The sequence below is a fragment of the Rhodococcus sp. IEGM 1372 genome (genome assembly GCF_030056835.1).
Taxonomy (GTDB): domain Bacteria; phylum Actinomycetota; class Actinomycetes; order Mycobacteriales; family Mycobacteriaceae; genus Rhodococcoides.
In genome coordinates this window covers 106,150-130,627 of record NZ_JASHKS010000002.1, presented here as the reverse complement: position 1 = coordinate 130,627, position 24,478 = coordinate 106,150, and the positions used below count along the sequence as shown (strand labels likewise).

General features: G+C 66.0%; 17 protein-coding genes and 1 pseudogene. 10 read left to right on the top strand and 8 right to left on the bottom strand.

Annotated features, from left to right (window positions below; translation table 11 throughout):
- Together QM590_RS03085 and QM590_RS03080 are read left to right on the top strand one after the other, a co-directional pair.
- Positions 1-1,359 carry a DNA polymerase IV gene (locus tag QM590_RS03085; RefSeq protein ID WP_269593993.1) on the top strand — a complete coding sequence of 453 codons (1,359 nt, stop codon included), beginning with the start codon at positions 1-3 and terminating at the stop codon, positions 1,357-1,359.
- Positions 1,360-1,556: 197 nt separating this feature from the next.
- Complete coding sequence (locus tag QM590_RS03080) at positions 1,557-2,042, top strand: WKL family lipoprotein (RefSeq protein WP_176460298.1); 486 nt, start codon at positions 1,557-1,559, stop codon at positions 2,040-2,042.
- A 94-nt stretch (positions 2,043-2,136) separates the two neighbouring features.
- Here QM590_RS03080 and QM590_RS03075 read toward each other — a convergent pair whose 3' ends face one another.
- Together QM590_RS03075 and QM590_RS03070 are read right to left on the bottom strand one after the other, a co-directional pair.
- Positions 2,137-2,880 (bottom strand): hypothetical protein, encoded by a 744-nt coding sequence (locus QM590_RS03075; protein ID WP_269593908.1) that lies wholly within the window; start codon positions 2,878-2,880, stop codon positions 2,137-2,139.
- Entirely contained in the window at positions 2,877-3,854 is a 978-nt protein-coding gene (locus QM590_RS03070; RefSeq protein ID WP_269593909.1) for a hypothetical protein, read from the bottom strand. Before QM590_RS03070 ends, QM590_RS03075 begins: the two co-directional genes overlap by 4 nt.
- 89 nt (positions 3,855-3,943) lie before the next feature.
- Between QM590_RS03070 and lspA the strand changes: the two genes are divergently transcribed.
- The 4 genes from lspA (at position 3,944) to dnaE (ending at position 9,838) form a co-directional block, all read left to right on the top strand.
- A complete protein-coding gene (gene lspA, locus QM590_RS03065; protein WP_394855419.1) occupies positions 3,944-4,576 on the top strand; it encodes a signal peptidase II in 633 nt (210 codons plus the stop codon).
- Complete coding sequence (locus tag QM590_RS03060) at positions 4,573-5,499, top strand: RluA family pseudouridine synthase (protein WP_269593910.1); 927 nt, start codon at positions 4,573-4,575, stop codon at positions 5,497-5,499. The genes lspA and QM590_RS03060 overlap by 4 nt, the downstream gene beginning before the upstream one ends.
- Positions 5,499-6,155: a hypothetical protein gene (locus QM590_RS03055; RefSeq protein WP_269593995.1), complete on the top strand. Its 657-nt coding sequence runs from the start codon at positions 5,499-5,501 to the stop codon at positions 6,153-6,155. Before QM590_RS03060 ends, QM590_RS03055 begins: the two co-directional genes overlap by 1 nt.
- 146 nt (positions 6,156-6,301) lie before the next feature.
- Positions 6,302-9,838, top strand: a complete 3,537-nt coding sequence (dnaE, locus tag QM590_RS03050) for a DNA polymerase III subunit alpha (protein WP_269593911.1) — start codon at positions 6,302-6,304, stop codon at positions 9,836-9,838.
- Here the strand turns inward: dnaE and QM590_RS03045 are convergent.
- Positions 9,809-10,078, bottom strand: a complete 270-nt coding sequence (locus QM590_RS03045) for a hypothetical protein (protein WP_269593912.1) — start codon at positions 10,076-10,078, stop codon at positions 9,809-9,811. The genes dnaE and QM590_RS03045 overlap by 30 nt on opposite strands.
- Positions 10,079-10,235: 157 nt before the next feature.
- Here QM590_RS03045 and QM590_RS03040 point away from each other — a divergent pair, with 157 nt between their 5' ends.
- The gene (locus QM590_RS03040) at positions 10,236-10,670 is read left to right on the top strand and encodes a nitroreductase family deazaflavin-dependent oxidoreductase (protein WP_269593913.1); all 435 of its coding nucleotides are present in this window, start codon (positions 10,236-10,238) and stop codon (positions 10,668-10,670) included.
- 70 nt (positions 10,671-10,740) lie between these two features.
- Positions 10,741-12,096, top strand: a complete 1,356-nt coding sequence (ilvA, locus tag QM590_RS03035) for a threonine ammonia-lyase IlvA (RefSeq protein WP_269593914.1) — start codon at positions 10,741-10,743, stop codon at positions 12,094-12,096.
- Between the two features lie 27 nt (positions 12,097-12,123).
- Here the strand turns inward: ilvA and QM590_RS03030 are convergent, their stop codons facing one another.
- Positions 12,124-12,648 carry a TetR/AcrR family transcriptional regulator gene (locus QM590_RS03030; protein WP_269593915.1) on the bottom strand — a complete coding sequence of 175 codons (525 nt, stop codon included), beginning with the start codon at positions 12,646-12,648 and terminating at the stop codon, positions 12,124-12,126.
- Between the two features lie 134 nt (positions 12,649-12,782).
- Here QM590_RS03030 and QM590_RS03025 point away from each other — a divergent pair.
- Positions 12,783-14,329, top strand: a pseudogene (locus QM590_RS03025) (MFS transporter).
- On the opposite strand, the gene treZ reads toward QM590_RS03025, so the two are convergent.
- The 4 genes from treZ to QM590_RS03005 all read right to left on the bottom strand — a co-directional run bounded on the left by treZ (position 14,302) and on the right by QM590_RS03005 (position 22,954).
- The gene (gene treZ, locus QM590_RS03020) at positions 14,302-16,047 is read right to left on the bottom strand and encodes a malto-oligosyltrehalose trehalohydrolase (RefSeq protein ID WP_269593996.1); all 1,746 of its coding nucleotides are present in this window, start codon (positions 16,045-16,047) and stop codon (positions 14,302-14,304) included. The pseudogene QM590_RS03025 and the gene treZ sit on opposite strands and share 28 nt — an antisense overlap.
- Before the next feature lie 26 nt (positions 16,048-16,073).
- On the bottom strand, positions 16,074-18,449 hold the full coding sequence (gene treY, locus QM590_RS03015; protein ID WP_269593916.1) for a malto-oligosyltrehalose synthase: 2,376 nt from the start codon (positions 18,447-18,449) through the stop codon (positions 16,074-16,076).
- Between the two features lie 3 nt (positions 18,450-18,452).
- On the bottom strand, positions 18,453-20,744 hold the full coding sequence (gene glgX, locus QM590_RS03010; protein WP_269593917.1) for a glycogen debranching protein GlgX: 2,292 nt from the start codon (positions 20,742-20,744) through the stop codon (positions 18,453-18,455).
- Positions 20,745-20,821: 77 nt separating this feature from the next.
- Positions 20,822-22,954 carry an acyltransferase family protein gene (locus tag QM590_RS03005; RefSeq protein ID WP_269593918.1) on the bottom strand — a complete coding sequence of 711 codons (2,133 nt, stop codon included), beginning with the start codon at positions 22,952-22,954 and terminating at the stop codon, positions 20,822-20,824.
- A gap of 293 nt (positions 22,955-23,247) precedes the next feature.
- Between QM590_RS03005 and QM590_RS03000 the strand changes: the two genes are divergently transcribed.
- Positions 23,248-24,462, top strand: a complete 1,215-nt coding sequence (locus tag QM590_RS03000; RefSeq protein WP_269593919.1) for an MFS transporter — start codon at positions 23,248-23,250, stop codon at positions 24,460-24,462.
- Positions 24,463-24,478 lie beyond the last annotated feature (16 nt).

Here is a 24,478-nt window from a genome sequence, read left to right as displayed (position 1 = left end):
ATGTCGAACATCGCCGACGACACTCTCCGGAGTCGCCGATGGGTGCTGCACCTGGACATGGACGCGTTCTTCGCATCCGCCGAACAGCTCACTCGCCCCACGTTGCGGGGCCGCCCGGTCCTCGTCGGCGGCGCGGGTGGGCGGGGAGTGGTGGCCGGTTGCAGCTACCAGGCGCGTGCCTTCGGGGCGCGTTCGGCCATGCCGATGCATCAGGCTCGCCGACTCGTCGGAGCCGGGGCCGTGGTGTTGCCACCGCGGTTCGTTCTCTACTCCGAGCTCAGCCGACGCGCTTTCGAGGCACTACGCGGACCCATGCCCGTTCTCGAACAACTCTCGATCGACGAGGCGTTCGGTGAGCCGCTCGAACTCGCCGGTGCGACGGTTCACGAGGTCGAGCAGTTCTGCGCGGGCCTGCGCGCACTGATACTCGCCGAGACCGGACTGGTCGCCTCGATCGGTGCCGGATCCGGAAAACAGATTGCCAAGATCGCGTCGGGACTGGCCAAACCCGACGGCATCACCGTCGTCGCTCCGGGAATCCAGGCCGAGTTGATGGCGGCTCTGCCGGTTCGGAAATTGTGGGGGATCGGACCGGTGGCCGGAGAGCGCTTGCGACGCTTGGGGATCGACACCATCGGCAAGTTCGTGGCCACCCCGGAGTCCGAGGTGGCGTCGATTCTCGGGGCCACGATGGGGCCGAGCCTGCATCAGCTCGCACGCGGAATCGACAATCGCGTCGTGGCCGAGCGGGCCGAGGCCAAACAGGTCAGCGCCGAGACGACGTTCGCACAGGACCTGATCTCTCTCGCTCAGCTCCGCCCGGCCATCGAGTCCATCGTCGATTCGACGCATCGCCGGTTGCTGAAGGACGGTCGGGGTGCCAGGACGGTGGTACTGAAACTGCGCAAGTCCGACATGAGCATCATCACCCGATCGGCAACGTTGCCGTACGCGACGGTGGACAAGCAGACCATCGTGGCCACGGCGCAGCGACTTGCCGTCGATCCGGTCGACGTCGGTCCGATCAGGCTGGTCGGCGTCGGGCTGGCCGGATTGTCGGCCGTGCGACAGGGTTCGCTGTTTCCCGAGCTGGAGTACGAGCCGGCCGCGGATGCGACCGAGGAGTCGCCTGCACTGATCGAGGCCGCCGCGGATGTCGTCGTCCCGGACGGTCCGCGGTGGCAACCGGGCATGGACGTCCGGCATCCCGACTTCGGTCACGGCTGGGTGCAGGGGGCCGGTCACTCGGTGGTGACCGTGCGATTCGAGACGCGAACCAGCGGGCCGGGAATCGCGCGCACCTTCGCCGAATCGGACGAGAACCTGGTCGTTGCCGACGTTCTCGACAGCCTGAAGTGAGTTGTGGCGTCGCTGAGGAAACTCTGTGAGGTTTCACAGGTATGCCGATCGCGTTGTGACTCGGGCGTGTCGAGCTGACATAGTGGACCAGGTCCGAGACGACCCCATTCCAGACGACCGACGAGTCACAGAACGATCGAGACGTGACTCAGAGTGAAAAGGACAAGCACTTGAAGCTTCGTAACACCCGACGGGCAATGGTTGCCGGCATCGCCATCGCCGGAGCGCTCACCATGACCGCCTGCAGCTCCGGAGGCGACGAAGAGCCCACCGCGACGACGACGGCGGTCACAACGTCTGCCGCTGCCGCTCCCGACGCCGGTGCGTACCCGCCGGTGCCGACCGTGGAGGACCTCAACGCTCAGCTCGTACGCGGGCTCGACCCCAACGTTCCGGTCGAGGAGAAGGCCGCCCTGATCCAGGGTGCATCCGAGGACCCCGAACTGATCAACCAGGTCGCCGCCGCTGCCGTCGCGAACAACGCGCAAATCGAGATCACCAGCATCGACGATCTCGGCACCGGCGTCCTCAACGCAGGCATCACGATCACGCTCAACGGCCAGGCCAACCCCGGCACCTTCCAGTTCGTCCCCGAGGACGGCGTCTGGAAGCTCTCCAAGGACAACGCGTGCGGCATCGTCTCGCTCGCGCAGCTGACCAGCCCGGCGTGCCCCGCACCCTGAGTCCTGCCGATCGTCTCTGACCGACAAGAACACTGCCGGTGACATGTCCCCTCGGGGACGTGTCACCGGCAGTTTTTCGTGGGCCCGGCTCGATTCACATGCTCGGTGTCACCGATCGAATGCGTTCGACGGCAGCCTCGGCGACAGCGGTCACGGTCTCCGGTTCCAGGCCGGCCTGATCCGAGACGACGATCTGGACGACGGTCGAGTCGACCACGGCCACCACCACATCGGAGACCAAGGTGAACCCTTCACTGCTGGTGGTCAGGCGTACCGAGGCCGACGCGTCACCGACCGTCGACTGCTCCCGGCCCGCCAACGCGTAGTCGACGCTCACCCCGTCCGCGTCCGTGCCGCTGAACGTCGTGCACCCCACCCACGCCTGCTGGATCGCCGTGAAGGCCTCGGCCGTGCCCGTATCGGGGTAGCTCGCCGCATCCTCGTCGATCGAGGAGAAGTTCGGTCCCGAGAAGCGGACGACTGCGTTCGACGCCGCACCGCTCCGCTGCTCCGAGATCGGTGCCAGTACCGCAGCGCACTCGGCCGGGTCGGTACCGGACTCGTCGGGGGAGTCGTACTCGGGAGCCGGGTCGAGACCGAGATCCTGGACGGGGTCGGGAATCGAGGAGAAGCCGTCCGGGAGGTCGCCGAGACCCAACATCGCTGCGGCGAGGACGCCGGAGTCGGTGATCGGGGCACCGAGCAGGGGGTCGGGTGCGGGGACGGAGCTGGGCGCGGGTGCAGGGGTCGGGGCCGGCTGGTCTGCGCTGCACCCGGACGCGGCGACGCCGAGGACAGACAGCGCCGCCAGCAGCTGCGTCACGGTCCGCGCGGTCATCGGGCAGCCCAGGTGATCGAATCTCCGACGGTCTGACGTAGCACGGTCGTGCTTTCGGGGTCGGTGTACATCTGCTCGCCACCTGCGGTGATCGATCCGCCGACGGGAAGCGGTCGGGTCAGATCGATCTCGAGCGTTCCCGAGCCGGTGAACGTGTAGGTCTCGATGTTGAGCGTCCCCGCGTCGTCGGGCAGGTTCCAGGTGGTCGATTCGGGCGTCTGGGTGATCGCGACGTCCAGGGTCGCTCGGTCACCGTCGAGTGCTCGCAGCGTGACCGTGGTGCGCTGGTTCAACGTGATACCGCTCAGTACCTGTTGATCGACGGTCCATGTCGCGCCCACTCCCACCTCTGCCTCGGGGAAATCGACGGAGCGGTACACCGCGGCGTTCAACGAGCGTTCGATCGCCGCGCGGGCGGTGTCGAGCGCGGCGTCGGCGGGGGTGATGTGCAGTGCGGTGATCGCTCCCGAGTCGGTGGTCGCCAGCCGTGCCGACGAGCCCTCGGATGCGGAGAGGGCGTCGGTCAGTCCCTCGTCGGGCGACGTCGCAGCTCCGATGGTCAGCTCGACGGACCGGGTAGCGCCGGTCGAGGCGTCGTCGTCCGGGACGGTATCGGACGTCGATGCGGACAGGGGCACGGTCAGTTCGGGGCTGGAGAAGTCCTGCGGAGTCCCGTCGCTGATCTGCTGCGAGACGGTGGAGGTGGTGGTGAGGTCCACGTTCTGCTCGTTCGCGTCGGAGGTGTCGAAGGCCAGTACGCGTCGCGGCTCGGTGCCGGGGTCGACCACGGTGGTGGTCGTCGGCGTCACGGCGATCGTCACCTCGTTCGAGGACGCCGCCTGCTCGGGAGCGGGATCGGTGTCCGAGTCGGTGCTCGAACATCCGGCGACGAGAACCAGTGCACAGCAGGCGGCGAGGAAACCGGAGCGGACGGTGCCGGAGCGGACGGTGCGGAAACGATCGGTCGACTTCACGGCCACCAGGCTACTGACACCGCCCGTGGAGACCGGTGGTGCGCGGCACGGATGAGGACCCGCCGCCGTCCATACGCCATGATGGACAGGTGAGTGAAGACCGCGCCGACGATCCGCCAGCCGAGACGAGTAGTGTTCCGGCACCGAACGAGACCGCGGACTCGCAGGTGACCGATACCGACAGCGCCGCGAGTCTCGTTCCGAAGCCGCTCAAGACGCGGTTGCTGGTCGTGATCGCGGCCGTGATTCTGCTGTTCGACCTCGTGACCAAGATCGTGGTGGTGCATTACGTCAAGCCCGGCAACCCGATTTCGATCGTCGGAGACGTCGTGACGTTGCGGCTGGTGCGTAATCCCGGTGCGGCGTTCTCGATGGCCACCGGAATGACCTGGTTGCTCACGGTCGTGGCAGTCGCGGTCGTCATCGGTGTGATCAAGATCGGTCGGACGCTGCGATCGCCGTGGTGGGCACTGGGTTTGGGTCTGGTTCTCGGCGGCGCGCTCGGCAACCTGATCGACCGATTCTTCCGTGCCCCGGGTCCGTTCCAGGGACACGTCGTCGACTTCGTGTCGGTGGGCTGGTGGCCGGTGTTCAACGTTGCCGATTCGTCCATCGTCTGTGGTGCGATCCTGCTCGTCGTCCTGAGCCTGTTCGGGTTCGAGCCGAACGGTGAACGGGTGACGAAGGCGAAATCCGATGCCGCAGCCGAGGCCGACAAGTGAGGGAATCGCGCTCGATGCCGGTGCCCGACGGTCTGGACGGAATGAGGGTCGACGCCGGTCTCGCTCGGCTGCTCGGGCTCTCGCGTACCGTCGCCGCGGCACTGGCCGAGGAGGGCTCGGTTCTGGTCGATGCCGGTGCCGTAGGCAAGTCCGACCGGCTGGCCGCCGGGTCGTGGCTCGAAGTGACGCTGCCCGAGCCGGCCCGTGAGTTGACGATCGAGGCGGAGCCGGTCGAGGGGATGGACATCCTCTACGCCGACGACGACATCTTGGCCGTGGACAAGCCCGTCGGGGTCGCTGCGCATGCCAGTGTCGGCTGGACCGGACCCACCGTCATCGGCGGTCTCGCGGCCGCCGGTTTCCGAATTTCTACATCCGGTGCGCACGAACGCCAGGGCATCGTGCACCGCCTCGACGTCGGCACGTCCGGGGTCATGGTGGTCGCCACGTCCGAGCGCGCGTACACCGTGCTCAAGCGGGCGTTCAAGGCGCGCACGATCGACAAGCGCTACCACGCATTGGTGCAGGGGCATCCGGATCCGAGCAGTGGAACGATCGATGCCCCGATCGGTCGACACGGCAGCAACGACTGGAAGTTCGCCGTTCGTGCCGACGGCAAACCCAGCGTCACCCACTACGACACGGTCGAGGCGTTCCAGGCCGCGAGCCTGCTGGACGTGCACTTGGAAACCGGTCGCACGCACCAGATTCGGGTGCATTTCTCGGCTCTGCGTCATCCGTGCTGCGGCGATCTGACCTACGGTGCCGATCCGCGGCTGGCCGAACGGTTGGGCCTGGAACGGCAGTGGCTGCATGCGCGGTCGCTCGGCTTCGCGCATCCGTCCGACGGCCGCTGGGTGGAGATCGAGAGCAAGTATCCGGCCGACCTCGAGCACGCACTCGAGGTGCTTCGGAAGGCGTGATGCGCACCAGGGGAGTGCTGGGCGGTGTCGTTGCCGCTGCACTCGTGTTCGTGGCGCTCGCGGTGATCGGGCACCTCAACCCGGTACGACAGCTGGGCGTGGGCACCGACCGGCTCGGCCCGGACAGCGGCGAGCAGGTGATCGATTACCTGGCCCGCGCCGAGGCGAGCCTGCGCAGCGACAACACCGAACCTCGGTGGGGCTCGGTGTCGTTCGATCGCGAACTCACCGCCGAACAGGCCTACGCCGTGGCCGACGGGATTCGTATCTCGCAGGTGCTTTTGCGTGTTCCGCTCGATCGTGTGCAGACCCCGATCCTGACCGTCGGCGTGCCGGGCAGCGAACGCTCGGTACTGAATTCGACCGCGCGGGCCGCGAGCCTGGCCACCGAATCGTTCGGGGCGAGGGACCGGCAGGCGCAGATCGCCGCAGTGTCGCGGCAACGGCTGCTCGACGGGTGTGCGTGTGTGGTGACGTTGGTGGTGCGCGCGACCCCAGCCGAGTTGAGCGAGCTGGCCGGCCGCGCCGATGTGCGAGCGGTGCAGGCGCTTCCGCCGGATGCGGTGTCCGGCAAGTTCGCAGTCGAGCCGCTCCTGCCGGAGCACGTGGACGTCGTCGGTCCGCTCCCGGACGACGGTCCCGTGCCGACCCGATGAGGCGATTTCTCGTCGCATCCGTCACACCTGTCACGTCCTCCCAGGACACACCGGCAGCGTGAAAATTCTGTCGGTTCGACCGCTTACAGTGAGTACGTTCGCGGCTCGTATTCACGCCGACGCACGACCTTCAGGAGAGAACCTTCGTGGCCGATTCGTTCGTTCATCTGCACAACCACACCGAATATTCGATGCTCGACGGTGCCGCCAAGATCGGCGCGATGTTCGCCGAGGCAGCACGGTTGGAGATGACGGCAGTCGGCATGACCGACCACGGCAACATGTACGGGGCCAGCGAGTTCTACAACGAGGCCAAGAAGGCCGGCATCAAGCCGATCATAGGCATCGAGGCCTACATCGCGCCCGAGTCCCGGTTCAACAAGAAGCGTGTGCTGTGGGGCGACCGCAGCCAGAAGTCCGACGACGTCTCGGGTAGCGGTGCGTACACGCACATGACGATGGTTGCCGAGAACGCCACCGGAGTCCGCAACCTGTTCAAGCTGTCCTCGCTCGCTTCCATCGAGGGTCAGTTGGGCAAGTGGGCCCGGATGGACGAGGAGATCATCGCCTCGCACGCCGAGGGCATCATCGCCACCACCGGCTGCCCGTCGGGTGAGGTGCAGACTCGGTTGCGACTCGGCCAGGATCGTGAGGCGCTCGAGGCCGCTGCCAAGTGGCGCGAGATCTGGGGTCCGGAGAACTTCTTCCTCGAACTGATGGATCACGGCCTGTCCATCGAGCGACGCGTCCGCGAAGGCCTGCTCGACATCGGCAAGAAGCTCTCGATCCCGCCGTTGGCCACCAACGACTGCCATTACGTCACCAAGGATGCCGCCGAGAACCACGAGGCGCTGCTGTGCATCCAGACCGGTAAGACGCTCAGCGATCCCACTAGGTTCAAGTTCGACGGTGACGGCTACTACCTCAAGTCCGCCGCCGAGATGCGCGAGCTCTGGGACGACCAGGTGCCGGGTGCGTGCGACAGCACCCTGCTCATCGCCGAGCGAGTACAGCCCTACGACGAGGTGTGGGCGCACCGCGACCGCATGCCGATCTTCCCCGTGCCCGAGGGTCACACCCAGGGCACCTGGTTGCGCCACGAGGTCATGACCGGACTCGAGCGACGGTTCCCCGACGGACCGGCCGAGGACTACCTGGCACGCGCCGAGTACGAGATCAAGGTCATCCTCGAGATGGGCTTCCCGGCCTACTTCCTCGTGGTCGGCGACCTGATCAACCACGCCAAGGCCGTCGGCATCCGCGTCGGGCCGGGCCGAGGTTCCGCCGCCGGATCGTTGGTCGCCTACGCCATGGGCATCACCAACATCGACCCATTGCCGCACGGTCTGCTCTTCGAGCGATTCCTCAACCCCGAGCGTGTGTCGATGCCCGATATCGATATCGACTTCGATGATCGCCGCCGCGGTGAGATGGTCCGCTACGCCACCGAGAAGTGGGGCAGCGATCGCGTCGCCCAGGTGATCACGTTCGGCACCATCAAGACCAAGGCCGCGATCAAGGACTCGGCCCGAGTGCAGTTCGGCCAGCCCGGTTTCGGGATCGCCGATCAGATCACCAAGGCGCTGCCGCCGCCCATCATGGCCAAGGACATCTCGGTGGCGGGCATCACCGATCCGTCGCACGAGCGCTACAAGGAAGCCGTCGAGGTTCGAGCGCTCATCGACTCGAATCCCGACGTCGCGACCATCTACAAGACGGCCAAGGGACTCGAGGGCCTGATTCGCAACGCAGGCGTGCACGCCTGCGCGGTCATCATGTCCTCCGAGCCGCTGACCGACGCGATTCCGGTGTGGAAGCGCGCGCAGGACGGCGCGATCATCACCGGCTGGGACTACCCGTCGTGCGAGGCCATCGGCCTGCTCAAGATGGATTTCCTGGGCCTGCGAAACCTCACCGTCATCGGTGACGCCATCGACAACATCAAGGCCAACCGCGGCATCGACATCGACCTCGACGCTCTCCCGCTCGACGACCCGGCGACCTTCGACTTGCTCTCTCGCGGAGACACTCTCGGCGTCTTCCAGCTCGATGGCAGTGCCATGCGCGATCTTCTCCGGCGAATGCAGCCCACCGGTTTCGAGGACATCGTCGCCGTCCTGGCGCTGTACCGGCCCGGTCCGATGGGCATGAACTCGCACAACGATTACGCCGACCGCAAGAACGGTAGGCAAGAGGTCAAGCCGATTCACCCGGAGCTCGAAGAGCCGCTCAAGGTGATTCTCGGCGAGACCTACGGCCTGGTGGTCTACCAGGAGCAGATCATGCAGCTCGCGCAGAAGGTGGCCGGCTACACCCTGGGCCAGGCCGACCTGCTGCGTCGTGCCATGGGTAAGAAGAAGCTCTCCGAGCTGGAGAAGGCGTACGCCGGGTTCCGGCAGGGCATGTTGGACAACGACTTCTCCGAGGCGGCCATCAAGGCGCTGTGGGACACCGTGCTGCCCTTCGCGGGCTACGCGTTCAACAAGTCTCACTCCGCGGGCTACGGCCTGGTGTCGTACTGGACGGCGTACCTGAAGGCCAACTACCCGGCCGAGTACATGGCCGGCCTGCTCACCAGCGTCGGCGACGACAAGGACAAGGCTGCGATCTATCTGGCCGATTGCCGCAAGCTCGGGATCACGGTGTTGCCGCCGGACGTCAACGAGTCCGAACTCAACTTCGCGTCGGTGGGCAAGGACATCCGGTTCGGTCTCGGCGCTGTCCGCAACGTCGGTACCAATGTGGTCGCGTCGATTATCAGGGCGCGATCGGAGAAGTCGAAGTACACCGACTTCTCCGACTACCTCGGCAAGATCGACGCGGTCGCGTGCAGCAAGAAGGTCACCGAATCTCTCATCAAGGCAGGTGCTTTCGACTCGCTCGATCATCCGCGCAAAGGTCTGATGCTCATTCACGCCGATGCGATCGACGCGGTGATGGGTACCAAGAAGGCCGAGGCGATCGGCCAGTTCGACCTGTTCGGCGGCGAGGATGCCGACGAGTCCATCTCTGCGGTGTTCAACGTCCGGGTGCCGGACGAGGAGTGGGAATCCAAGCATCGGCTCGCCCTCGAGCGCGAGATGCTCGGTCTCTACGTCTCGGGCCACCCGCTCCTGGGCGTCGAGCACATGTTGGCGGCGAAGTCCGACTGCAACATCCCGACCATCCTCGAGGGTGACATCAAGGACGGCACCCAGGTCACCGTCGGCGGCATTCTGGCCTCGGTGAATCGTCGGATCAACAAGAACGGTCTGACGTGGGCGTCGGCTCAGCTCGAGGACCTGGCCGGTGGTATCGAGGTGCTGTTCTTCCCGCAGGCGTACTCGGTGTTCGGTGCCGATGTCACCGAGGACTCGGTAGTGCTGGTCAAGGGTCGGGTTTCGGTGCGTGACGACCGAGTTTCCTTGATCGCGAACGACCTTGCGGTGCCCGATCTTTCGGCCATCGGTATCGACAAGCCGCTCGCGGTGAGTCTACCGACGCGACTGTGCACCGCCGACAAGGTCGGCGCGCTCAAGCGGGTGTTGATCAGTCACCCAGGGACCTCGGACGTCCATCTGCGGCTGGTCAGCGGCGACAAGATCACCACGATGAAGCTGGACGACAGCCTGAGGGTGACGCCGACCTCGGCGTTGATGGGAGACCTGAAGGCGCTACTGGGGCCGGGCTGCTTGACGGGCTGACGCCGGCGCGGTCGAACCCAGCTCGGTCACCCGCAGCGTCCACCAGGCGACTACGGCGACCGCTGCGCCGGCCAGCACGGCTGCCTGCAGGGAGCCGGCGATGACGAGGGTCGCGGCGAACACGAGAAATCCGAGTGCGAGGGCTTCGAGCTTGTAGACCGGCCATGCGATGCCTGCCACGTCCGCGGTGCGCAGGGTAGGAGCGGGTCGACGGCTCACCTGGGTGCTCGTGTAGGTCATCGCGTTCTCCTCTGGTGCCACCGGCAGATTCGGGTCTCCGCTGCGGGAAGTTCAGACTATACCCAACAAAAGATTCGGTCCACCGAACTTGTGCTTCGGCCTGGCATTGTTGGCGATCTCCTGGCGTCGCCACGTCGGTGGGTGTTGACTGAAAGCCATGCCATTGACAGGAGAATACGAACCGAGTTCATCCGACTGGGCCCGCGAGCAGGCCGAGCTGTACGAGAACTCCGGCGGAACCGAAGGCACGATGATGAACGGCATGCCGGTCGTGCTGCTGACCACGAAGGGCAACAAGAGCGGCAAGCTCCGCAAGTCGCCGTTGATGAGGGTCGAACACGACGGCGAGTACGCCATCGTCGCCTCCCTCGGCGGCGCGCCGAAACACCCCGTCTGGTACCACAACGTCAAGGCCGAGCCATTGGTCGAGCTGCAGGACGGTCCCGAGAAGCACGACTACATCGCACGTGAAGTGACCGGCGACGAGAAGGCCGTGTGGTGGGAACGCTCGGTTGCCGCGTACCCCGACTACGCCGACTACCAGAAGAAGACCGACCGCGAGATACCGGTTCTGGTTCTCTCGCGCGCCTGAGGCGTGCCTGCACTGGTCGTGGAACGGTCCCGGATGGGCAACCGTTCCACGCTGGTGGCAGCATGTCCTGGTGTCTTCATCCCCTGAACTCGCCTCCCAGCACTCATCGTCGGTAGCCGTCACCGCTGCCGACATCGATGCCGCTGCGGTGCGAATTTCTTCGGTGGTGGCCGCGACACCCCTGCAGCTGTGCGAGCGGCTGTCCGCGGAGACGGGCGCGAAGGTCTACCTCAAGCGCGAGGACCTGCAGATCGTGCGGTCGTACAAGATTCGCGGCGCATACAACCTGATGGATCAGCTGACGGACGCCGAGCTCGCCGTGGGCGTGGTGACGGCGAGCGCCGGGAACCATGCGCAGGGCGTCGCATTCGCATGCCGCACGATGCAGGTGCGGGGGAGGATCTACGTCCCGGCCAACACCCCGAAGCAGAAGCGTGACCGCATCCGGGTGCACGGAGGGGAATTCGTCGATCTCATCGTCATCGGCGACACGTTCGACGCGGCAGCTGCCGCCGCTGCCGAGGATGTCGCTCGTACCGGTGCCACGATGGTGCCGCCGTTCGACGACCCCCGAACCGTGGCCGGCCAGGGCACTATCGCCGCCGAGATCGTCGACCAGCTCGGCGGCGCGCCGGATGTCGTCGTGATGCCGGTCGGCGGCGGCGGATGCATCGCGGGCATCTCGAGCTACCTGCGCGAGCGAGCACCGCAGACCTCACTGGTCGGCGTCGAGCCGTCCGGAGCCGCGTCGATGACCGCCGCACTGATCGCCGGTGGTCCGGTGACACTCGCCGACATCGATCCGTTCGTCGACGGAGCTGCCGTCCGCCGCATCGGAGACGTGCCGTACGCCGCGTTGCGGTCGCTGGGAGCGAGTGTGGTCTCGCATGCCTCGCTGCCGCTGCTCACTGCGCCGGTGTTCGACAGTGCGGGCCCGGGCGCGTTCCTGATCACGCAGATCGACGAGGGCGCGATCTGCACGGCGATGCTGGCGCTCTACCAGAACGAGGGCGTCATCGCCGAGCCCGCGGGCGCACTCGCGGTGGCTGCGCTCGAGCACCTCGACATCGCCCCTGGCAGTACCGTCGTGTGCCTCGTCTCGGGTGGTAACAACGACGTCTCCCGTTACGGCGAAATCCTCGAGCGCTCTCTGGTCCACCTGGGGCTCAAGCACTACTTCCTGGTCGATTTCCCGCAGGAACCCGGGGCGCTGCGCAGATTCCTCGACGAGGTGCTCGGCCCCGAGGACGACATCACGTTGTTCGAGTACGTCAAGCGCAACAACCGTGAGACCGGTGCGGCTCTGGTGGGCGTCGAACTCGGGTCGGCGGCCGGATTGAGCCCGCTGCTCGAACGTATGCGGAATTCGCACCTGCACGTCGAGCAGCTGGAGCCGGGCTCTCCGGTGTATCGCTACCTGACCTGAGCCGGCCCACCGGACCTACCTGCGGAGTTACCGGCCGAGGAGGCGATCGACCACCTGTCGGTGCAGTTCGGGGTCCACGCCCGGCAGATCGAGGAGGGCTCCAAGGTAGATGCCGTCGCCGACGAGTCGGATGATCTCGGCCTGAACGGGATCGTCGATTTCGGCGCGTAGCCCCTCGTCCCACAATCGCATCATCTCCGTGACGGCGTCCTGCACCTCGCCGGAATTACCGTCGACGCTACGCAACGCGGCCAGGGTCGATCGATACAGTGCGATCTCCTTCTCGGAGATGGAGTCGGGTGGTTGCAGATACCACTCGGACACCGAGGTGCCCCCTGCTGTGGCGTCGGCGCGTTGCTTGTCGGCCTGGGCACCGAGTCGTCGCACCATGGCGGCAATCAGCGCGTCCTTGGTCTTGAAGTGATAGAGCAGGCCGCCCTTGGAGACGCCTGCGGCGGCGGCGACGCTGTCGAGGGTCACCTTGGTCATGCCGTGTTCGATCAGCATCGATTCGAGTGCGTCGAGTATTCGGTCGCGGGTGTCCGATGACATGAAAGTCACTTTACCGGCTGGACGGTTCGCGGTACTCTCGATCACTGTACCGGCTGGACGGTCGGTACGTGTCGTCGCTTCGTCCGGCCTATACGGTCGCCGAGCGCAGAACGTAGGAGATCGTGGTGAGTGACGTGCGCACCGGTTCGGTGCACGAGGTCGACGGAGCGTCCGAGCATCGGGCCGGCCCCCGAGATTGGCTCGGGTTGGTGGTGCTTGCTTTCGCGGTGCTGCTCATCGCTGTGGACGGCACCGTCCTCGATCTGGCCCTGCCGTTCGTCAGCGCGGATCTGGCACCCACCAGCAACCAGCTGCTGTGGATCATCGACGTCTACTCGTTCGTCCTGGCCGGCCTGCTCATCACCATGGGCACGCTCGGCGATCGAATCGGTCGTCGTCGACTGCTGCTGATCGGAGCAGCGGGCTTCGGTCTCGCCTCGCTCGTCGCCGCGGTGTCGACCAGCGCCGAGATGCTCATCGCCGCCCGGGTGCTGCAGGGCATCTCCGGCGCAACTCTGATGCCCGCGACTCTCGGCCTGATCAGGACCATCTTCCTGAACCCGCGTCAACGCGTCGCCGCGATCGGCGTGTGGGGCGCGATGGCAGGCGGCGGTGCCGCCGCAGGCCCGCTCGTGGGCGGCTGGCTGCTCGAGCATTACTGGTGGGGATCGGTGTTCCTCATCAACATCCCCGTGATGATCGTGCTGATCGCGCTCGGGCCCCTGGTCATCCCCGAGTCCAAGGATCCGAACCCGGGGCGCTTCGACCTGACTAGCTCGGCACTGTCGATGCTTGCCATCGTCCCCGTGGTGTTCGCGGTGAAAGAGACTGCGGCACACGGATTCGACGTGGTCTACCTGCTCTCCGCGGTGGTCGGCGTCATCGCCGGGTACGTGTTCGTCCGTCGGCAGCGGACTCTTGCCGCCCCGATGATCGACCTACGACTGTTCGCCAACCGGGCGTTCTCGACGGGCGTGGCCACGAACTTCCTGTCGGTGTTCGCCCTCGCCGGGGTCTTGTTCTTCGGCTCGCAGTACCTGCAGCTCGTGCTCGGCAACAGCCCACTCGAAGCCGGACTGTTGCTGCTGCCCGGCACCGCCGCCAGTATCGTCACCTCACTGCTGGTCGCGGTCCTGGTTCGATACTTCAGCGCGGGAACGGTTCTGGGTGTTCGATGATCGTCGCCGCCGCGGGCGCAGGCATCCTGGTCGGACTCGCGACCGACAGCGGACCGGCGTTGTTCATCGCCGGATTCGTCCTGGTGGGAGCCGGGGTCGGTGTGGCGCTCACGCTGACCTCCGAGTTGGTCGTCAGCTCCGTCGAACCCGAACGAGCGGGAGCGGCCTCGGCGGTGTCGGAGACCGCATACGAGTTGGGTATCGCGTTGGGTGTCGCCGTACTCGGCACCGTGGTCATGGCCATCTTCCGCCGCGGAATCGACGTCACCCAGTTGACCCCCGAGCTCGGAGCCAGGGCAGGGGAGACACTCGGCGGCGCGGATGCGGTGGCTCGTGAGTTGCCGGACTCGGTGGCGACGGTTCTGCTCGATTCCGCGCATGCTGCGTTCGTGTCGGGCATGCATGTCGCGGCCGTCGCCACCGCGGTGGTGCTGGCGATCACCGCCGTGTTCGTCCTGGTCAATCTACGTAAGCGTCAGGACTCCAGCACGACGACGGAGTGACCGGGAACCGTGGTGGCAGAGCCGGTCTCGTCCGAGGTCGTCGGCTCCCACTCGATCAGTGCTGAGCCGCCGACCGGTACCGTCACCGCGGATTCGGACAGGTTGCACACCACGCTGATGCGGCCTCGGCGAACGACGATCCACTGCGCGTCCTCGTCGTACTCCACCTTCACGTGGTCGAGCCACGGATCGGTCAGTTCGGTCCGGTCACGACGCAGCCGCAACAGATCCCGGTAGACGGCCAACAGTCGCCCATGATCGCCGTCGCCCAGCTCCGACCAGTTCAGCTTGGACCGCGTGAACGTCTCGGGATCCTGCGGATCGGGGATATCGCTCTTGTCCCAACCGTGCTCGGCGAACTCCGCCTTGCGCCCCTCTGCGGTGGCCTTGCCCAGCTCGGGCTCGGGGTGCGAGGTGAAGAACTGGAACGGCGTCGACGCCCCCCACTCCTCGCCCATGAACAGCATCGGAGTGTAGGGGGAGGTCAGCACCAGGGCGGCCTTGATCGCGAGCTGGCCGGGGGAGAGGTAGAACCCAGGTCGGTCGCCGATCGCGCGGTTGCCCACCTGATCGTGTGTGGTCGTGTAGGTCACCAGGGAACTGGCCGGGATACGCCGGGTGTCCAGTGGGCGACCGTGGACGCGACCGCGGAAACTCGAGTACGTTCCGGCGTGAAAGAAGCCCTGCCGCAGCGTGTTCGCAAGCCCCTGCAGTGAACCGAAATCGCCGTAGTAACCCTGCCGCTCACCGGAGACGGCTGCGTGGATCGCGTGGTGGATGTCGTCGTCCCACTGGGCGTCGAGTCCGTAACCGCCACCCGACCGAGCAGTGATCAGCATCGGATCGTTGAGATCGCTCTCGGCGATCAGGGTCAGTGGCCGGCCCAGATGAGCTGAGAGGCTTCGGGTTTCGATCGAGAGCTGTTCGAGGAGGTGCATCGCAGTGTGGTCGACGATCGCGTGCACCGCGTCGAGTCGCAGCGCGTCGATGTGGAACTCGGAGAACCATCGCAGCGCGTTGTCGAGGGCGTAGCGCCGCACCTCGCCCGAGTCGGCCTCGGCGTAGTTGATCGCCTGGCCCCAACTGTTGGCACCCTCGGTCATGTACGGGCCGAAGCGGTCGAGGTAGTTGCCGGACGGGCCGAGGTGGTTGTAGACCACGTCCAGAACGACGCCGATGCCGTGGCCGTGGCACGCATCGACCAAGCGCTGCAAGCCTTCCGGCCCGCCGTACGCCTCGTGCACGGTGTACCAGAGAACACCGTCGTAGCCCCAGTTGTGCACGCCGTTGAACCCGTTCACCGGCATGATCTCGATGAACGTCACGCCGAGATCGACAAGATGATCGAGCTTGGTGACGGCCGCATCGAACGTGCCCTCGTCGGTGAACGTGCCGATATGGAGTTCGTAGATCGACGAGCCGGGCAGCTGCCGGCCGGTCCAGGCCGCGTCGGTCCACAGCGTCGGATCGACGTCGAAGACCTGGGACAGCTCGTGGACTCCGTCGGGCTGCCGCGGCGACCGCGGATCCGGGAGCGCCTTGTCTGCGTCGTCGAGCAGGAAGCCGTAACGACTCGTCGGGCTGCACGAGACGTCCGCATGCCACCACCCGCTCGAGGAGCGCTGCATCGGATGCACCGTGTCGTCGAGTTGGAGGCGGACTGTCTCGGGGGTCGGTGCCCAGACCTGGAACCGACGAGTCGCTGCTGCCGATGTCACTGCCGGTGACGTCACTGCGGGAGAGGTCACTGTGTCACCGTTCCTTCGTTGTCGCGCACCAGAAGTGCGACCGGGAGCGAGGCGAACACCTCGGCCACCGACACGGTGCCGGTGTGTTCGACGTCGGTGAGCCGATCTCGCCAGCGACCGTCGGGCAGGGTCACGGTCGTCTCGCCCCACCCCTGCTCGGCCAAGCCGAGGGAGAGTCGGGTGGCCAGTGCCACCACGTCGGCGTTGCCGGGCAGCGGGCCACGTGCGAATCCGACGAGGTGCTCGGCTGCGGATCCGTCCGCGACGATGGGTGCGTAGGTTCCGCCGACGAAACTCTCGGGTCGCTCGCGTCGCACGTGCAGGGCGGAGCGAACGACGGCGAGCTTGGCGGCACCCGTATCGACCGAGAGCGCAGCGGGGTTCGACGCGGCGAGCATCGATCGACGAACCGAGTAGTCGACGGGCCTGCGGTTGTCGGGGTCGACGAGCGAGTCCTCCCACAGCTCGGTGCCCTGGTACACATCGGGGATGCCGGGCCCGGCCAGGTTCAGTAGTTTCTGACCCAGAGCGTCGGAATGACCGTGCGGAGCGAGCTTCTCGACGAGCATCGACATCGAACGGGCGACGGCACCGTCGAAGATCGCATCGAGCCAGCTGTGTACCGCGGACTCGAATTCCTCGTCCGGATCGGTCCACGTGGTGCGAAGGGCGGCCTCGCGAATCGCCTTCTCCGCGTAGGCGTGGACGCGTTCACGCAGCGAGGACGTGACCACTCCGTCCGCCGGCCAGACTCCGAACAGGTTCTGCCACAGGAACATTCCGGTGGTGCCGTCGGGGCTCGGGGTCAGTTCCTCCCAGTCCGTGATGCATCGGGCCCAGAGCTCGGGAGTCTGCGACAGCACGCCGATGCGCGCTCGCACGTCCTCGCCTCGCTTGGTGTCGTGAGTCGACAGCGTCGTCATTGCCGCCGGCCATCGCTTCGCGCGGTCCGCATTGGTGAGATGGAAGAACTCTGTGCTGCAACCGAATCGGCCGGGATCGCCGCCGACCTCCTGCAACGAGATGAGCCGGTTGGCGCGGTAGAACAGGCAGTCCTCGACGCCCTTGGCGGTGACGGCACCGCACACCTGATCGAATCGCACCGGCGATTCGGCACCGCCGATGAGAGCTGTCGTCAACGCACCGAGGCCGGCTGCCAATTCGGGCTGCTCCTCGCCGATGTCCGCGATCACGCCGGACAGTACGCGGGCCAGCGGTGCGTAGTCGGTCCTGTACACGGGTACGGCCGCGACGACGGCGACGATCGCGTCGATGACGGACTCGAGCTCGACGGTGGTGCCGGACTCGCGAACGACCGCCCGGGCGAGGCGTCGCACCTCAGGGGACAGATCGCCGCGGGCGACACCGGTCTTGAGGTCGAGTTCCGTCTCGTGCAGCGTCTCGCTGTCGTAGGCGATGCCCGAGCGCACCTGAGACAGTGCGGTGAGCGCGTGCACGCCCTCGGGGTCGACGAAGACTCCGCCGACCGCGGCCAGCGCGTCGTATCCGGTCGTGCCGTCGACGGGGAGCGATTCGTCCAGCGGTTCGCCGTCGGCCAGAATCTTCTCGATGACCAGCCACCGGTCGGGGCCGAGGAGCCCGCGTAGTTCGGTGAGGTAGCCGGCCGGGTCGGCCAGGCCATCGGGATGGTCGACGCGAAGTCCGTCGATCAGACCGTCGTCGATCCAACTGGCCACCTGGCGGTGGGAGTCGGTGAAGACGTCGAGGTCTTCCTGCCGAATTCCTGCCAGACCGTTCACCGAGAAGAACCGTCGGTACCCGATCAGTCCGTCGGACCAGCTCACCAGTCGGTACGCCTGACGATCGTGTACGGCCTGCGCGTCGCCGCTGTCCGTGCCGTCGGCGATGGGGAAGCGGTGCTCGTAGAACGCGAGCAGAGGCTGGTCCTCGGAGCGGTCGACGGTCAGTTCGCCCACGTCGCTCGCGCTACCGAGGACCGGAATGGCGATCTTGCCGTCGACGCCGTTGTCGGCTCCGAAGTCGATGTCGAAGTACGTCGCGTAGTCGGAGTCACGGCCGCGTCGCAGCACGTCCCACCACCATGCGTTCTGCCGCGGGTCCTCCACTCCGACGTGGTTGGGGACGATGTCGACGATGATCCCCATGCCCAGCTCTGCTGCACGAGAATGCAACTGCGTCAACGCTTCCCGGCCACCCAGTGCGGCCGAGACCGTGGCGGTGTCGGTGACGTCGTAGCCGTGGGTCGAGCCCTCGGTCGCAGTCAGGATGGGCGACAGATACAGGTGGGTGACCCCGAGGTCGTGGAGGTAGTCGACCACGTCGGAGGCGTCGGCCAGGGTGAAGGCATCGCCCCGCAGTTGTAACCGGTATGTACTGGTGGGCAGCGGCATATGTCAGGCAGTCTTTCGTAGAACGAGCAGGGAACGAGCGGTGACTTCCACCGGTGTACCCGCTTCGATCGATTTCTCACTTGTCCCGGTTCGCGACGCGGTGTTCAGCGCCACCGTCCATTCCTTGGCGTAGTTCCCGTCCGGGGTCACGAACTCGATGGTCTCGTGATGTGCGTTGAAGCACAACAGAAACGAGTCGTCGACGACTCGCTCTCCGCGCTGGTTCGGTTCCGGGATTCCGTCACCGTTGAGGAACACGGTCAGCGACTTGCCGAATCCGCTGTCCCAGTCCTCCGGGGTCATCTCCTCGCCCGCCGGGGTGAGCCAGGCGATGTCTCGGGCCTGCTCGCCGGTTCGAATGGGACGGCCCTCGAAGAACCGTCGACGCCGGAACACCGGATGTTCGGCGCGCAGCGAGATGGCGTTGCGGGTGAACTCGATCAGTTCGGCGTTCTTCTCGGCCAACGACCAGTCCATCCAGGCGAGTTCGGAGTCCTGGCAGTAGACGTTGTTGTTGCCCTGCTGAGTACGCGCCATCTCGTCGCCGTGGGCGATCATGGGCGTGCCCTGGCTGAGCAGCAACGTCGCCATGATGTTGCGGATCTGGCGGGCACGCAGGTCCAGGATCTCCGGATCGTCCGTCGGGCCTTCCACGCCGCAGTTCCACGAGCGGTTGTGGCTCTCGCCGTCGTTGTTGTCCTCACCGTTGGCGTCGTTGTGCTTGTCGTTGTACGACACCAGATCGTTGAGCGTGAACCCGTCGTGCGCGATGACGAAGTTGATGCTGGCACCGGGGCGACGGCCGGTGGCCTCGTACAGATCCGAGGATCCGGTCAGCCTCGACGCGAACTCGCCCAGCGTGGCCGGCTCACCCCGCCAGTAGTCGCGCACGGTGTCGCGGTACTTGCCGTTCCACTCCGTCCACAGGCCGGGGAAGTTGCCGACCTGGTAGCCGCCTTCGCCCACGTCCCAGGGCTCGGCGATCAGCTTCACCTGGCTGACGACCGGATCCTGTTGCACCAGATCGAAGAACGCGCTCAGGCGATCGACGTCGTGCAGTTCGCGCGCCAGGGTGGACGCGAGATCGAATCGGAATCCGTCCACGTGCATCTCGGTGACCCAGTAGCGCAGTGAGTCCATGATGAGCTGCAGCGTGTGCGGGTGTCGCGCATTGAGGCTGTTGCCGGTACCGGTGTAGTCCATGTAGTGCTCGAGGTCGCCGTCGACGAGCCGGTAGTACGCGGCGTTGTCGATGCCGCGGAAGCTGATGGTCGGGCCCATGTGGTTGCCCTCGGCGGTGTGGTTGTAGACCACGTCGAGGATCACTTCGATGCCTGCGGCGTGGAACGAACGAACCATGGCCTTGAACTCGGTGACCGCGGCACCGGGGGACTTGTGTGAGGAGTACTCCGCGTGCGGGGCCAGGAAGCCGAAAGTGTTGTAGCCCCAGTAGTTTCGCAATCCCTTGTCCAGCAGAACCTGGTCCTGCATGAACTGGTGCACCGGCATGAGCTCGATGGCCGTGACACCGAGGTGGTTGAGGTGGTCGATGATCACCGGATGCGCCAGGCCCGCGTAGGTGCCGCGCTCGGCTTCGGGGATGTCGGGATGGTTGATCGTCATGCCCTTGACGTGGGCCTCGTAGATCACCGTCTCGTGGTACGGGCGCTTGGGGGCGCGATCGGCCTGCCAGTCGAAGAAGGGGTTGATGACGACGGTGGTCATCGTGTGTCCGAGCGAATCGTGCTGGGGGAAGTCGTTGTTCGGCGCGTCGTCGTGTGCGAGGGGAGCGTCCTCGATGATCTCGTCGTCGGGATCGGAGAGATCGGTGGTGTCCTCGAACGGTGCCTCGGAGTCGAGTGAATCCGCGGATTCGTCGTCGGTCGGTACCGCGGCCTCGGGTGCGGGAGCCGGCGCGTCCATGTTGTACGAGAAGAGCGATCGGTCGCCGTCGAACGATCCCTCGAACGCCTTGCCGTACGGATCGACGAGCAGTTTGCTCGGATCGCAGCGGTGCCCGGCTGCTGGATCCCACGGGCCGTGCACGCGGTAGCCGTAGCGCTGACCCGGTTCCACCGTGGGCAGATATGCGTGCCAGACGTAGCCGTCGGACTCCTCGAAACGGATGCGGGTCTCGGTTCCGTCAGCGGCGATCAGGCACAGATCCACGGCCTCCGCGGCCTCGGAGAACAGTGCGAAATTTGTTCCTGCTCCGTCGTAGGTCGCGCCGAGCGGATAAGCGGATCCCGGCCATACTGCGATGGCAGGCGTGTCGTCGGAGGCTTCGTGCAGCATGGATCAACCCTACTGTGGCGGGTGGGCCCGGGCTTACCGAGCGCGAGCCGCATGCCCCTGGCCTTGGACCGACTGGATCACGGTCCGGCCCACCAGCCGGTGGCCGATCCGATCTGTCGGCCCAGCTCGGTGGTGAGCGTTCGCACGTAGGTGGCGGTGAGATGGTGTTCGTCACGATAGATCAGAACGTTCCCCTGCTCGGCGCGGCACACGGTGTCGTCGCACACCGCATCGGACAGGTCGAGAGCAGAGAATCCGGGCAGCTGGAACGAGGAGGCCAGGGCCGGGTTGACGGGGTCCAGCGCCTCGTCCCTCGGGATACCGCAGGAGGCGGCCGTGCCGCCGTCGGCGAGGCAGTCGATCGCCCGATACGCGAGCCACGGGGTGTCTCGGATGCCCAGAATTCCGACGCCGTTCGCGGTCAGTTGCTGCCACACCGAGGCGTACCAGGGCGGTGTGAAGTCGCCGGGCGCGTCCTCCCTGGGCCGGGTGGCGGTGGTGAACACGTAGTCGGGTTGCATCTCGGCCACCTGAGCCAGCACGGTCTGTGTCCAGTCCAGGCAGTCGGGGTATTCGTTGGGGCCGAGCATCGGCATCGTGTCCGTGCTCAGCGGGCAGCCCATCTTCAAGAACGTGACGACCGCGAAGCCGTGCCGGAGACCGAGCGTGTCGAGGGCGGTCACCCAGTGTTCGGCGTGCGAGCTGCCTGCAAGCACGATCGTCCGGTCCGAGTCGACGTCGCCGTAGGTGCACGAGACCGCGTCGCGCGTCTCGAAGTCCGCGATGCAGCCCTCGAGGGTGGTGGCCGGCAGATCCTCGGGGGCGGAGTACAGCGGGGGACTGACGTCGGCCGGCTCCACGCGAATACCGTCGGTCAGTTCGAGCGCTCCCGGGTGAGTCTGCTCGTCGACCGATCCGTCGGCTTGCACCGCGTCGATCGACCGATCGATGTGGAAGTTCCATCCGATCGAACCTGCCGTCACCGTGACGGCAGCGATCGCCGCAGTCGCAGTCACCGCGATGCGTGCCGGCGTGAACGTCGGCGACTGCGTGGGTCGCTCGACGAGGCGCACGGTGAGCCATGCCAGTGCAACCGAGGCTCCGACGATGCCGAGACCGCCGAGAATGTCGGCGTGGGCTCGGCCGGTCGCCGACAGGTGGAAGATCAGCAGCGGCCAGTGCCACAGGTACAGCGGAAACGCAATGGATCCGAGCCAGGCGAAGAACCGATTGGAGAGCGTGGCCGCCACTGCGGTCTCGGAGCCCGCGACGATCAACGCGAGGGTGGCCAGCACCGGAATCAGGGCCAGCGGACCGGGAAATGCAGCTACACCGTCCACGAGAAAGCCGCACGCGACGATGACCGCTATTCCGATACCGGCAAGGGCCGCGCGTAGCTGCGACCGCGTTCGGGTCTCATCGGAGGACGGCTCGGACGACGGCTCGCCATTGCGTGCGGCGAACACGGCGGCTACTGCGGCTCCGAGCATGATTTCCCACAGCCGCGCCCCGGTGTCGTAGTAGTTCCACGCCTGGTGGCGTTGCACACCGTCCGCTGCGTAGGCGAAGGACAGCACGGCGATGAGCGAGAAGATCACGGCGAAGGTGCGCGGATCGAGACTTCGAGGCCCCTGGGGTCGCGCGATGCGTCGGACCCATGCGAGACCGAACACGACGGCGATGGCCAGGAGATAGAACTGGAACTGGACGGCCACCGACCACAGGTGCTGAAGTGGGCTCACCGAGGGGTCGGCCGCAAGGTAGTCGTTCGCCGTCGTCGCCAGCTGCCAGTTCACGTAGTAGAAGACGCCGGATACGAGTTGATCGCCCAGGTCGGCCCAGCGAGTGCGCGGCAGCAGGAATACCGATGCGACGGCAACCGCGAGCAGCGTGATCAGCAGGGGAGGCCCGAGCCTGCGCAGCACCCGAGTGATCCGGGTGAACGGATTCAGGCTCGCCCCGGCCTCGGCCGATCTCAGCAGAGATGCGGTGAAGAAGAAGCCGGACAGGGTGAGAAATACATCGACGCCTCCCGACACCCGGCCCATCCAGATGTGGAACACGACGACGAGTGCGATCGCGACACCGCGAAGGCCGTTGAGATCTCGGCGTTGCGGTGGCCGACGCGGTCCGCTGGGCGGCGGAGCTGTGTCCCCCTGAGCCGGAACAACCGGAGCCGACGTATCGGAGCTGCTGTGGGGTACGTGCATGGAGGAGAAGTGACTTCCCGGCTGTGTATCGACCACTCGGTCGGGGGTCGCGGACGGTGGTATCCGATCCTGATGAGATCGGGATTCTGGGGCAAACAATACGTGTACGTGAGGTGAAGTAACCCTCGGAGTCTGCTTTGCCGCGATATGCCCAGTTCGGGGACGGTTTCGGTCCGATCGAACAGTGCCCGGCTTGCGCATATATGACGCGCATGCAAGCATTTATCAAGCGCGTGCAACTACACGCGGTAGCTCGATAATTGCGTACGCATCTTCCAATCAGGAGTTCAGACATGCCACTCGGCCTGCTCGCCCTCGCCATCGGGGGATTCGGAATCGGTTTGACCGAATTCGTCATCATGGGGCTACTGCCCGAAGTCGCGGCCGATTTCGCGGTCAGCGAGGCCACGGCCGGATGGCTCATCACGGGCTACGCGCTGTCCGTCGTCGTCGGGGCCCTGCTCGTCACCGCCGCCGTGACACGGTTTCCTCGCAAGAGTGTCCTGCTCGCACTGATGTGCCTGTTCATCGTCGGCAATCTCGTTTCCGCACTGTCGAGCAGTTACGAGATGATGCTGCTCGGCCGCGTCGTCGCTGCGCTGTGTCACGGAGCGTTCTTCGGTATCGGTGCCGTCGTCGCGGCCAGCCTCGTCGAGCCTGCGAAGAAGGCGGGAGCCATCGCCATGATGTTCGCCGGTCTTACCGCCGCCAACGTCCTCGGAGTTCCGTTCGGGACGTTTCTGGGTCAGAACCACGGTTGGCGCTCGACGTTCTGGGCGATCACGGTGATCGGCGTCGTCGCGTTGATCGGTATCGCCGCCCTCGTTCCTCGTGACACCGGGAGCGGTGAGGTGAGCAATCTGCGTCGAGAGCTGCGCGCGTTCCGGTCGGTGCAGGTGTGGCTGTCCATCGTGGTCACGGTGCTCGGGTACGGCGGCATGTTCGGTGCGTTCACCTACATCGCGTTCACGCTCACCGACGTCAGTGGCTTCGCGTCGAGTTCGGTGCCGTGGCTGCTCGTGCTGTTCGGCGGTGGATTGTTCGTCGGCAACTACCTCGGCGGCAAGGCAGCAGACCGCAACCTCACCGGCACGCTGACGATTCTGCTGGGTGCACTGACCGTCGTACTCGTCTTCTTCGCGCTCACCGCGGAGAGTCGCCCGGCGACGATCGCATCCCTCGTGCTGATGGGTGCGTTCGGCTTCGCGACGGTCCCGGGGCTGCAGATGCGGGTGATGTCGTTCGCATCCGACGCTCCGACGATGGCGTCCGGCGCGAACATCGCCGCGTTCAATCTGGGAAATGCGTTGGGCGCGTGGCTCGGTGGTGTGACGATCTCGGCCGGTCTCGGCTACACCTCGCCCATCTGGGCCGGATCCGGTATCACCGCGGCGGCCTTGATGGTGCTGTTGTTCGCAACCGGACTGCTCCGACGCGCCGACGGGGATCCGATCGAGGGGGCGGACCGACCGAGCGCTGCGACCAGTGCCGCTGGATCGTCCACGTGAAGGCCGAAGGAGTGGG